Consider the following 13,846-nt stretch of genomic DNA (forward strand, 5'->3'; position numbering starts at 1 on the left):
TTTCATCGTTGCGATATCCATACTTTATTTCATTTGTATTCATTTTGTCCACTCCGCACCATGTGCGGCTGGTCACTCCATGAATTCCATAAACCCTTATTTCTCATCATTATTTAGAACTCAAAAGAGTCATCAAAATCAATGAATTATTTAGGTTGGATACCTGCGAGATGGGAGACTATGAAACTTTGCTTCTTTCGAAGCGGCTCAACCTTGCGCAAGCAACAGATAGTAACAATACACAGATACTCGCCCCCACGCAAATCCAGGACGGGCACCCCCACCACCAACGCCAGCGGCCCCGTCATAGCCACGGCACAGCCACCCCTTTAAACCCCGCAGTACCGCCGCTTTCAACCCCACCACCACCAAGACCCACACACCTAGCGACGAGAACCAACACGCCCGCACTCCCCCGCACCAGGAACGAACCAGAGAACGATCAAGCCATGGCAACAAGCAACCCCCAGCACCTGAATAACCATCACCTAGCCGGCCGGCATTGCTGACTTCCACTAAAGAAAACATCCACTAAAGAATGAGGTGGCATGCCACACGGAGAAAATCATCCACCCCTAAAGAGGAATTCCACCCTCACTCCACACACCATGAGGCCCGATACCTGCCAACTACCCACTACCCTCTACCCACTGGTCACTGGTCACTGGTCACTGGGCCGATTCTTGCCGCCCACTCATCGCAGTACCTCCAGCAGAGGAACATCCTGGTATGAACAGAACTACGGATTCCACGCCGCTGTACTCCACAGATCCGCCCCGAGCGTCCTGGCCGGCCACCCCTGTTGCTTGTGTAGCTTGAACCCACAGACAACCAAGAAGTACGACGCTCCTTAGCACCCATGACAGCACGGCCTCCACCACGGACTTTAAACAGCAATGGCCACCTAGGCGGGGTGGCCATCAACGGTGTTGCTCGAAAGAGCCATCACCCGGGTCTGCTTCGGCACAGGCGGTGCCGGTGGTGGGGTAGCTGCTGCTGGGGTGAGCAGAGCGGCTTTAAATAGTGGTGGCCACCTTGGGTGGGGGTGGCCTTGAATAGTGGTGTTGGGGTGTTGTGGTTGTGGTGTTAAATGGGGAGGCCCCACACCAGTGTTGGTGTGGGGCCTCGACCCTTTTTTTTACGTGTTGTCCGGCGGTGTCCTACTCTCCCACATCCTCACGAATGCAGTACCATCGGCGCTGTGGGTCTTAGCTTCCGGGTTCGGAATGGGACCGGGCGTTTCCCCCACGCTATGACCACCGTAACTCGTTCCCCAGTTCCAGTTTCCTGGTTGGGTGGCTTGTTGGGTGCTCTTGGAGCAACAGTATTTTATTATACAGGCTCTTCGTGTTTCTCTTTTCACCAGGAACTGGTGGGTAGAGTCACAGTAAAGGAACCTGTTTTTTTTGGTTTCAACTTAACAAATCCTTGATGGGTTTGTTGGTTGGGAACCACATAGTGAACGCGAGCATACTCATGTCATATAAGAGTGTGTGTGGTGTAAGTTATCGGCCTATTAGTACCGGTCAGCTTCACGAGTCTTTAGTCCTCGCTTCCACATCCGGCCTATCAACCCAGTGGTCTGCTGGGGGCCTCTCACACGTTTAGGTGTATGGAAATCTCATCTTGAAGCGGGCTTCCCGCTTAGATGCTTTCAGCGGTTATCCCATCCGAACGTAGCTAATCAGCGATGCACTTGGCAGTACAACTGACACACCAGAGGTTTCGTCCGTCCCGGTCCCTCTCGTACTAAGGACAGACCTTCTCAAATTTCCTGCGCGCGCAGCGGATAGGGACCGAACTGTCTCACGACGTTCTAAACCCAGCTCGCGTACCGCTTTAATGGGCGAACAGCCAACCCTTGGGACCTACTCCAGCCCCAGGATGCGACGAGCCGACATCGAGGTGCCAAACCATGCCGTCGATATGGACTCTTGGGCAAGATCAGCCTGTTATCCCCGAGGTACCTTTATCCGTTGAGCGACGGCCATTCCACAATGTGCCGCCGGATCACTAGTCCCGACTTTCGTCCCTGCTCGAGTGTCCCTCTCACAGTCAAGCTCCCTTGTGCACTTACACTCGAAACCTGATTGCCAACCAGGCTGAGGGAACCTTTGGGCGCCTCCGTTACTTTTTAGGAGGCAACCGCCCCAGTTAAACTACCCATCAGGCACTGTCCCTGACCCGGATTACGGGCCGAAGTTAGATGTCCAAAGTGACCAGAGTGGTATTTCAACGATGACTCCACAACAACTAGCGTTGTCGCTTCACAGTCTCCCACCTATCCTACACAAGCCACTCCGAACACCAATACCAAACTATAGTAAAGGTCTCGGGGTCTTTCCGTCCTGCTGCGCGTAACGAGCATCTTTACTCGTACTGCAATTTCGCCGAGTTTATGGTTGAGACAGCGGGGAAGTCGTTACTCCATTCGTGCAGGTCGGAACTTACCCGACAAGGAATTCGCTACCTTAGGATGGTTATAGTTACCACCGCCGTTTACTGGGGCTTAAATTCTCAGCTTCGCTCAACAAGTTGAGCTAACCGGTCCTCTTAACCTTCCAGCACCGGGCAGGAGTCAGTCCATATACATCGTCTTGCGACTTCGCATGGACCTGTGTTTTTAGTAAACAGTCGCTTCCCCCTGGTCTCTGCGGCCCACACACGCTCACGGACAGCTAGTGTCCTTCACATGGCAGGCCCCCCTTCTCCCGAAGTTACGGGGGCATTTTGCCGAGTTCCTTAACCATAATTCTCTCGATCGCCTTAGTATTCTCTACCTGATCACCTGTGTCGGTTTGGGGTACGGGCGGTTTGAACCTCACGTCGATGCTTTTCTAGGCAGCATAGGATCACCGAATTCCCCCATGCGGGGGTCCCATCAGATCTCAGAATCGTCATTGAAGACAACACAACGGATTTGCCTATCGTGTTTCCTACGTCCTTAGACCGGGACTACCATCGCCCGGCTCGGCTACCTTCCTGCGTCACACCTGTTAATACGTTTACATCCCCAACTCAGGTCCCACGCTCCCCACACACCCTGGTCCCGAAGGACACTCAATGGTGGTTTGGGTGGTTAGTATTATTGGTTCAATAGGGGCGGTTCTTCACCGGTACGGGAATATCAACCCGTTGTCCATCGACTACGCCTGTCGGCCTCGCCTTAGGTCCCGACTACCCAGGGCAGATTAGCTTGACCCTGGAACCCTTGATCATTCGGCGGACGGGTTTCTCACCCGTCTTTCGCTACTCATGCCTGCATTCTCACTCGTGTAGGCTCCACCGCTAGTTCACACTGCGACTTCAATGCCTACACGACGCTCCCCTACCACTCCAAACCCCTGAACCAAAGGACGAACCTACTGGCTAGGGCAATGTTTGAAATCCACAACTTCGGCGGTGTACTTGAGCCCCGCTACATTGTCGGCGCGGAATCACTTGACCAGTGAGCTATTACGCACTCTTTTAAGGATGGCTGCTTCTAAGCCAACCTCCTGGTTGTCTAAGCAATCCCACATCCTTTCCCACTTAGCACACGCTTAGGGGCCTTAGTTGGTGGTCTGGGCTGTTTCCCTCTCGACTATGAAGCTTATCCCCACAGTCTCACTGCTACGCTCTGACTTACCGGCATTCGGAGTTTGGCTGACGTCAGTAACCTTGTAGGGCCCATTAGCCATCCAGTAGCTCTACCTCCAGTAAGAAACACGCAACGCTGCACCTAAATGCATTTCGGGGAGAACCAGCTATCACGAAGTTTGATTGGCCTTTCACCCCTACCCACAGCTCATCCCCTCCATTTTCAACTGAAGTGGGTTCGGTCCTCCACGCGCTCTTACACGCGCTTCAACCTGGCCATGGGTAGATCACTTCGCTTCGGGTCTAGATCACGCCACTAAACTCGCCCTATTCAGACTCGCTTTCGCTACGGCTTCCCCACACGGGTTAACCTCGCGACGTAACACTAACTCGCAGGCTCATTCTTCAAAAGGCACGCCATCACAAGAACAACTACACCCAAAGGTGCACGCTTGCTCTGACGGATTGTAAGCACACGGTTTCAGGTACTATTTCACTCCCCTCCCGGGGTACTTTTCACCTTTCCCTCACGGTACTTGTCCGCTATCGGTCATTAGGTAGTATTTAGGCTTATCAGGTGGTCCTGACAGATTCACACGGGATTTCTCGGGCCCCGTGCTACTTGGGATACTTTCCAGGGAGTGCACTGCATTTCAGTTACGGGACTCTCACCCTCTACGGTCGGCCATTCAAAACCGTTCACCTATACATGCACCATTCCCCTCACTGATCCGGCAGAATCAGAACGGTAAGTCCCACAACCCCGCACCATGCAACGCCCGCCGGCTATCACACATGACACGGTTTAGCCTGATCCGCGTTCGCTCGCCACTACTAACGGAATCACTATTGTTTTCTCTTCCTGTGGGTACTGAGATGTTTCACTTCCCCACGTTCCCTCCACACACCCTATATATTCAGGTGCAGGTCACCACCTCGACTTACACCGGGTAGCGGGGTTCCCCATTCGGACACCCTCGGATCAAAGTTTGGTTATCAACTCCCCGAGGCTTATCGCAGATTCCTACGTCCTTCTTCGGCTCCTAATGCCAAGGCATTCACCGTGTGCCCTTAAAAACTTGACCACACACAAGCGGGTCAAACACAACACAACACCCCACAAAGAGGCCCTGCATCATGATTTATGTATCTTGATTATCGAGAGAACCATGAAAACATCAACCACACCCCAAAAGGTGCAGCATCAGATCCAGGTTCATTCATTTTCTCAAAGAAATTGCTTTCTTATAAAAGATGCTCGCGTTCACTATGTAGTTCTCAAACAACAACCCCACCACACACATCCCCACCAACAAACACCAAAGTGTCTTTCGTCAGTAAGTCCGTCATGTGCAGGAAACCAGGCACAACACAACTCCAACCCGAAGGAAGGAACGTTGTTGTTCCAGGACCCAACAGTGTGCCAAACACCACCCACCACAACACAACAACCTTGATGAACTTTTCCTCCCACCCCCAAAGGGACGGTGTACTCGATTCAGATCGCCATGTACCAGCAGGCACCTATTTTATTGATATTCCACCCTTGAGCAACTCACCCAGAAACATGCGTTCTGGCAATGAGTCTTTACTCCTCACACCACCAATACGTCTCCATGCGGAGCCGATCGGGCGTTTGGTGCTCCTTAGAAAGGAGGTGATCCAGCCGCACCTTCCGGTACGGCTACCTTGTTACGACTTAGTCCCAATCGCCAGTCCCACCTTCGACAGCTCCCTCCCCACAAGGGGGTTAGGCCACCGGCTTCGGGTGTTACCAACTTTCGTGACTTGACGGGCGGTGTGTACAAGGCCCGGGAACGTATTCACCGCAGCGTTGCTGATCTGCGATTACTAGCGACTCCGACTTCATGGGGTCGAGTTGCAGACCCCAATCCGAACTGAGACCGGCTTTTTGGGATTAGCTCCACCTCACAGTATCGCAACCCATTGTACCGGCCATTGTAGCATGCGTGAAGCCCAAGACATAAGGGGCATGATGATTTGACGTCGTCCTCACCTTCCTCCGAGTTGACCCCGGCAGTCTCCTATGAGTCCCCACCATTACGTGCTGGCAACATAGAACGAGGGTTGCGCTCGTTGCGGGACTTAACCCAACATCTCACGACACGAGCTGACGACAACCATGCACCACCTGTAAACCGACCGCAAGCGGGGCACCTGTTTCCAGGTATTTCCAGTTCATGTCAAGCCTTGGTAAGGTTCTTCGCGTTGCATCGAATTAATCCGCATGCTCCGCCGCTTGTGCGGGCCCCCGTCAATTCCTTTGAGTTTTAGCCTTGCGGCCGTACTCCCCAGGCGGGGCACTTAATGCGTTAGCTACGGCGCGGAAAACGTGGAATGTCCCCCACACCTAGTGCCCAACGTTTACGGCATGGACTACCAGGGTATCTAATCCTGTTCGCTCCCCATGCTTTCGCTCCTCAGCGTCAGTTAATGCCCAGAGACCTGCCTTCGCCATCGGTGTTCCTCCTGATATCTGCGCATTTCACCGCTACACCAGGAATTCCAGTCTCCCCTACATCACTCTAGTCTGCCCGTACCCACCGCAGATCCGGAGTTGAGCCCCGGACTTTCACGGCAGACGCGACAAACCGCCTACGAGCTCTTTACGCCCAATAATTCCGGATAACGCTTGCGCCCTACGTATTACCGCGGCTGCTGGCACGTAGTTAGCCGGCGCTTCTTCTGCAAGTACCCTCAACCACACAACGTGTGGCCTTGTTCCCTACTGAAAGAGGTTTACAACCCGAAGGCCGTCATCCCTCACGCGGCGTCGCTGCATCAGGCTTTCGCCCATTGTGCAATATTCCCCACTGCTGCCTCCCGTAGGAGTCTGGGCCGTGTCTCAGTCCCAGTGTGGCCGGTCACCCTCTCAGGCCGGCTACCCGTCGTCGCCTTGGTGAGCCATTACCTCACCAACAAGCTGATAGGCCGCGAGTCCATCCAAAACCAATAAATCTTTCAACTAAACCCCATGCGAGGTAAAGTCAATATCCAGTATTAGACCCCGTTTCCAAGGCTTATCCCAGAGTTAAGGGCAGGTTACTCACGTGTTACTCACCCGTTCGCCACTAATCCCCCGCAAGCGGGTTCATCGTTCGACTTGCATGTGTTAAGCACGCCGCCAGCGTTCATCCTGAGCCAGGATCAAACTCTCCGTTAATAACTAAACAGACACACACAATCACACCGGAAAAAGGTAATGAAAGCATGCACTAAATTCGAAACCAGCTAAACGATCATGCATCACCACAGGGGCGGCAACACACAACCAAATAACCAATTCAATATAAATAAATTGGTATCAATAAAACTTGGCACACTATTGAGTTCTCAAACAACAACTGCATTCGAGTACTTACTAATCAATATTTCATCATTAGTTTTCATCGTTGCGATATCCATACTTTATTTCATTTGTATTCATTTTGTCCACTCCGCACCATGTGCGGCTGGTCACTCCATGAATTCCATAAACCCTTATTTCTCATCATTATTTAGAACTCAAAAGAGTCATCAAAATCAATGAATTATTTAGGTTGGATACCTGCGAGATGGGAGACTATGAAACTTTGCTTCTTTCGAAGCGGCTCAACCTTGCGCAAGCAACAGATAGTAACAATACACAGATACTCGCCCCCACGCAAATCCAGGACGGGCACCCCCACCACCAACGCCAGCGGCCCCGTCATAGCCACGGCACAGCCACCCCTTTAAACCCCGCAGTACCGCCGCTTTCAACCCCACCACCACCAAGACCCACACACCTAGCGACGAGAACCAACACGCCCGCACTCCCCCGCACCAGGAACGAACCAGAGAACGATCAAGCCATGGCAACAAGCAACCCCCAGCACCTGAATAACCATCACCTAGCCGGCCGGCATTGCTGACTTCCACTAAAGAAAACATCCACTAAAGAATGAGGTGGCATGCCACACGGAGAAAATCATCCACCCCTAAAGAGGAATTCCACCCTCACTCCACACACCATGAGGCCCGATACCTGCCAACTACCCACTACCCTCTACCCACTGGTCACTGGTCACTGGTCACTGGGCCGATTCTTGCCGCCCACTCATCGCAGTACCTCCAGCAGAGGAACATCCTGGTATGAACAGAACTACGGATTCCACGCCGCTGTACTCCACAGATCCGCCCCGAGCGTCCTGGCCGGCCACCCCTGTTGCTTGTGTAGCTTGAACCCACAGACAACCAAGAAGTACGACGCTCCTTAGCACCCATGACAGCACGGCCTCCACCACGGACTTTAAACAGCAATGGCCACCTAGGCGGGGTGGCCATCAACGGTGTTGCTCGAAAGAGCCATCACCCGGGTCTGCTTCGGCACAGGCGGTGCCGGTGGTGGGGTAGCTGCTGCTGGGGTGAGCAGAGCGGCTTTAAATAGTGGTGGCCACCTTGGGTGGGGGTGGCCTTGAATAGTGGTGTTGGGGGTGTTGTGGTTGTGGTGTTAAATGTGGGGAGGCCCCACACCAGTGTTGGTGTGGGGCCTCGACCCTTTTTTTTACGTGTTGTCCGGCGGTGTCCTACTCTCCCACATCCTCACGAATGCAGTACCATCGGCGCTGTGGGTCTTAGCTTCCGGGTTCGGAATGGGACCGGGCGTTTCCCCCACGCTATGACCACCGTAACTCGTTCCCCAGTTCCAGTTTCCTGGTTGGGTGGCTTGTTGGGTGCTCTTGGAGCAACAGTATTTTATTATACAGGCTCTTCGTGTTTCTCTTTTCACCAGGAACTGGTGGGTAGAGTCACAGTAAAGGAACCTGTTTTTTTTGGTTTCAACTTAACAAATCCTTGATGGGTTTGTTGGTTGGGAACCACATAGTGAACGCGAGCATACTCATGTCATATAAGAGTGTGTGTGGTGTAAGTTATCGGCCTATTAGTACCGGTCAGCTTCACGAGTCTTTAGTCCTCGCTTCCACATCCGGCCTATCAACCCAGTGGTCTGCTGGGGGCCTCTCACACGTTTAGGTGTATGGAAATCTCATCTTGAAGCGGGCTTCCCGCTTAGATGCTTTCAGCGGTTATCCCATCCGAACGTAGCTAATCAGCGATGCACTTGGCAGTACAACTGACACACCAGAGGTTCGTCCGTCCCGGTCCTCTCGTACTAAGGACAGACCTTCTCAAATTTCCTGCGCGCGCAGCGGATAGGGACCGAACTGTCTCACGACGTTCTAAACCCAGCTCGCGTACCGCTTTAATGGGCGAACAGCCCAACCCTTGGGACCTACTCCAGCCCCAGGATGCGACGAGCCGACATCGAGGTGCCAAACCATGCCGTCGATATGGACTCTTGGGCAAGATCAGCCTGTTATCCCCGAGGTACCTTTTATCCGTTGAGCGACGGCCATTCCACAATGTGCCGCCGGATCACTAGTCCCGACTTTCGTCCCTGCTCGAGGTGTCCCTCTCACAGTCAAGCTCCCTTGTGCACTTACACTCGAAACCTGATTGCCAACCAGGCTGAGGGAACCTTTGGGCGCCTCCGTTACTTTTTAGGAGGCAACCGCCCCAGTTAAACTACCCATCAGGCACTGTCCCTGACCCGGATTACGGGCCGAAGTTAGATGTCCAAAGTGACCAGAGTGGTATTTCAACGATGACTCCACAACAACTAGCGTTGTCGCTTCACAGTCTCCCACCTATCCTACACAAGCCACTCCGAACACCAATACCAAACTATAGTAAAGGTCTCGGGGTCTTTCCGTCCTGCTGCGCGTAACGAGCATCTTTACTCGTACTGCAATTTCGCCGAGTTTATGGTTGAGACAGCGGGGAAGTCGTTACTCCATTCGTGCAGGTCGGAACTTACCCGACAAGGAATTTCGCTACCTTAGGATGGTTATAGTTACCACCGCCGTTTACTGGGGCTTAAATTCTCAGCTTCGCTCAACAAGTTGAGCTAACCGGTCCTCTTAACCTTCCAGCACCGGGCAGGAGTCAGTCCATATACATCGTCTTGCGACTTCGCATGGACCTGTGTTTTTAGTAAACAGTCGCTTCCCCCTGGTCTCTGCGGCCCACACACGCTCACGGACAGCTAGTGTCCTTCACATGGCAGGCCCCCCTTCTCCCGAAGTTACGGGGGCATTTTGCCGAGTTCCTTAACCATAATTCTCTCGATCGCCTTAGTATTCTCTACCTGATCACCTGTGTCGGTTTGGGGTACGGGCGGTTTGAACCTCACGTCGATGCTTTTCTAGGCAGCATAGGATCACCGAATTCCCCCATGCGGGGGTCCCATCAGATCTCAGAATCGTCATTGAAGACAACACAACGGATTTGCCTATCGTGTTTCCTACGTCCTTAGACCGGGACTACCATCGCCCGGCTCGGCTACCTTCCTGCGTCACACCTGTTAATACGTTTACATCCCCAACTCAGGTCCCACGCTCCCCACACACCCTGGTCCCGAAGGACACTCAATGGTGGTTTGGGTGGTTAGTATTATTGGTTCAATAGGGGCGGTTCTTCACCGGTACGGGAATATCAACCCGTTGTCCATCGACTACGCCTGTCGGCCTCGCCTTAGGTCCCGACTTACCCAGGGCAGATTAGCTTGACCCTGGAACCCTTGATCATTCGGCGGACGGGTTTCTCACCCGTCTTTCGCTACTCATGCCTGCATTCTCACTCGTGTAGGCTCCACCGCTAGTTCACACTGCGACTTCAATGCCTACACGACGCTCCCCTACCACTCCAAACCCCTGAACCAAAGGACGAACCTACTGGCTAGGGCAATGTTTGAAATCCACAACTTCGGCGGTGTACTTGAGCCCCGCTACATTGTCGGCGCGGAATCACTTGACCAGTGAGCTATTACGCACTCTTTTAAGGATGGCTGCTTCTAAGCCAACCTCCTGGTTGTCTAAGCAATCCCACATCCTTTCCCACTTAGCACACGCTTAGGGGCCTTAGTTGGTGGTCTGGGCTGTTTCCCTCTCGACTATGAAGCTTATCCCCCACAGTCTCACTGCTACGCTCTGACTTACCGGCATTCGGAGTTTGGCTGACGTCAGTAACCTTGTAGGGCCCATTAGCCATCCAGTAGCTCTACCTCCAGTAAGAAACACGCAACGCTGCACCTAAATGCATTTCGGGGAGAACCAGCTATCACGAAGTTTGATTGGCCTTTCACCCCTACCCACAGCTCATCCCCTCCATTTTCAACTGAAGTGGGTTCGGTCCTCCACGCGCTCTTACACGCGCTTCAACCTGGCCATGGGTAGATCACTTCGCTTCGGGTCTAGATCACGCCACTAAACTCGCCCTATTCAGACTCGCTTTCGCTACGGCTTCCCCACACGGGTTAACCTCGCGACGTAACACTAACTCGCAGGCTCATTCTTCAAAAGGCACGCCATCACAAGAACAACTACACCCAAAGGTGCACGCTTGCTCTGACGGATTGTAAGCACACGGTTTCAGGTACTATTTCACTCCCCTCCCGGGGTACTTTTCACCTTTCCCTCACGGTACTTGTCCGCTATCGGTCATTAGGTAGTATTTAGGCTTATCAGGTGGTCCTGACAGATTCACACGGGATTTCTCGGGCCCCGTGCTACTTGGGATACTTTCCAGGGAGTGCACTGCATTTCAGTTACGGGACTCTCACCCTCTACGGTCGGCCATTCAAAACCGTTCACCTATACATGCACCATTCCCCTCACTGATCCGGCAGAATCAGAACGGTAAGTCCCACAACCCCGCACCATGCAACGCCCGCCGGCTATCACACATGACACGGTTTAGCCTGATCCGCGTTCGCTCGCCACTACTAACGGAATCACTATTGTTTTCTCTTCCTGTGGGTACTGAGATGTTTCACTTCCCCACGTTCCCTCCACACACCCTATATATTCAGGTGCAGGTCACCACCTCGGCTTACACCGGGTAGCGGGGTTCCCCCATTCGGACACCCTCGGATCAAAGTTTGGTTATCAACTCCCCGAGGCTTATCGCAGATTCCTACGTCCTTCTTCGGCTCCTAATGCCAAGGCATTCACCGTGTGCCCTTAAAAACTTGACCACACACAAGCGGGTCAAACACAACACAACACCCCACAAAGAGGCCCTGCATCATGATTTATGTATCTTGATTATCGAGAGAACCATGAAAACATCAACCACACCCAAAAGGATGCAGCATCAGATCCAGGTTCATTCATTTTCTCAAAGAAATTGCTTTCTTATAAAAGATGCTCGCGTTCACTATGTAGTTCTCAAACAACAACCCCACCACACACATCCCCACCAACAAACACCAAAGTGTCTTTCGTCAGTAAGTCCGTTATGTGCAGGAAACCAGGCACAACACAACTCCAACCCGAAGGAAGGAACGTTGTTGTTCCAGGACCCAACAGTGTGCCAAACACCACCCACCACAACACAACAATCCTTGATGAACTTTTCCTCCCACCCCCAAAGGGACGGTGTACTCGATTCAGATCGCCATGTACCAGCAGGCACCTATTTTATTGATATTCCACCCTTGAGCAACTCACCCAGAAACATGCGTTCTGGCAATGAGTCTTTACTCCTCACACCACCAATACGTCTCCATGCGGAGCCGATCGTGGCGTTTGGTGCTCCTTAGAAAGGAGGTGATCCAGCCGCACCTTCCGGTACGGCTACCTTGTTACGACTTAGTCCCAATCGCCAGTCCCACCTTCGACAGCTCCCTCCCCACAAGGGGGTTAGGCCACCGGCTTCGGGTGTTACCAACTTTCGTGACTTGACGGGCGGTGTGTACAAGGCCCGGGAACGTATTCACCGCAGCGTTGCTGATCTGCGATTACTAGCGACTCCGACTTCATGGGGTCGAGTTGCAGACCCCAATCCGAACTGAGACCGGCTTTTTGGGATTAGCTCCACCTCACAGTATCGCAACCCATTGTACCGGCCATTGTAGCATGCGTGAAGCCCAAGACATAAGGGGCATGATGATTTGACGTCGTCCTCACCTTCCTCCGAGTTGACCCCGGCAGTCTCCTATGAGTCCCCACCATTACGTGCTGGCAACATAGAACGAGGGTTGCGCTCGTTGCGGGACTTAACCCAACATCTCACGACACGAGCTGACGACAACCATGCACCACCTGTAAACCGACCGCAAGCGGGGCACCTGTTTCCAGGTATTTCCAGTTCATGTCAAGCCTTGGTAAGGTTCTTCGCGTTGCATCGAATTAATCCGCATGCTCCGCCGCTTGTGCGGGCCCCCGTCAATTCCTTTGAGTTTTAGCCTTGCGGCCGTACTCCCCAGGCGGGGCACTTAATGCGTTAGCTACGGCGCGGAAAACGTGGAATGTCCCCCACACCTAGTGCCCAACGTTTACGGCATGGACTACCAGGGTATCTAATCCTGTTCGCTCCCCATGCTTTCGCTCCTCAGCGTCAGTTAATGCCCAGAGACCTGCCTTCGCCATCGGTGTTCCTCCTGATATCTGCGCATTTCACCGCTACACCAGGAATTCCAGTCTCCCCTACATCACTCTAGTCTGCCCGTACCCACCGCAGATCCGGAGTTGAGCCCCGGACTTTCACGGCAGACGCGACAAACCGCCTACGAGCTCTTTACGCCCAATAATTCCGGATAACGCTTGCGCCCTACGTATTACCGCGGCTGCTGGCACGTAGTTAGCCGGCGCTTCTTCTGCAAGTACCCTCAACCACACAACGTGTGGCCTTGTTCCCTACTGAAAGAGGTTTACAACCCGAAGGCCGTCATCCCTCACGCGGCGTCGCTGCATCAGGCTTTCGCCCATTGTGCAATATTCCCCACTGCTGCCTCCCGTAGGAGTCTGGGCCGTGTCTCAGTCCCAGTGTGGCCGGTCACCCTCTCAGGCCGGCTACCCGTCGTCGCCTTGGTGAGCCATTACCTCACCAACAAGCTGATAGGCCGCGAGTCCATCCAAAACCAATAAATCTTTCAACTAAACCCCATGCGAGGTAAAGTCAATATCCAGTATTAGACCCCGTTTCCAAGGCTTATCCCAGAGTTAAGGGCAGGTTACTCACGTGTTACTCACCCGTTCGCCACTAATCCCCCGCAAGCGGGTTCATCGTTCGACTTGCATGTGTTAAGCACGCCGCCAGCGTTCATCCTGAGCCAGGATCAAACTCTCCGTTAATAACTAAACAGACACACACAATCACACCGGAAAAAGGTAATGAAAGCATGCACTAAATTCGAAACCAGCTAAACGATCATGCATCACCA

6 rRNA genes are annotated in these 13,846 nt (G+C 53.1%); all 6 read right to left on the reverse strand.

The features are described 5' to 3' along the window. Positions 1-1,147: 1,147 nt before the first annotated feature. A 5S ribosomal RNA gene (gene rrf, locus AS189_RS00005) occupies positions 1,148-1,264 on the reverse strand. A 231-nt stretch (positions 1,265-1,495) separates the two neighbouring features. After that, positions 1,496-4,664 (reverse strand): 23S ribosomal RNA (locus AS189_RS00010). A gap of 565 nt (positions 4,665-5,229) precedes the next feature. Beyond that, positions 5,230-6,763: ribosomal RNA gene (locus AS189_RS00015) — 16S ribosomal RNA — on the reverse strand. Positions 6,764-8,134: 1,371 nt separating this feature from the next. Next, positions 8,135-8,251, reverse strand: a 5S ribosomal RNA gene (rrf, locus tag AS189_RS00020). 231 nt (positions 8,252-8,482) lie between these two features. Then, positions 8,483-11,656 (reverse strand): 23S ribosomal RNA (locus tag AS189_RS00025). Positions 11,657-12,223: 567 nt separating this feature from the next. Continuing rightward, a 16S ribosomal RNA gene (locus AS189_RS00030) occupies positions 12,224-13,757 on the reverse strand. Together the 16S, 23S and 5S rRNA genes form the textbook arrangement of a ribosomal RNA operon. Between the last annotated feature and the right edge of the window lie 89 nt (positions 13,758-13,846).

Origin of the sequence: Arthrobacter alpinus, from assembly GCF_001445575.1 — a bacterium.
Lineage (GTDB): Bacteria > Actinomycetota > Actinomycetes > Actinomycetales > Micrococcaceae > Specibacter > Specibacter alpinus_C.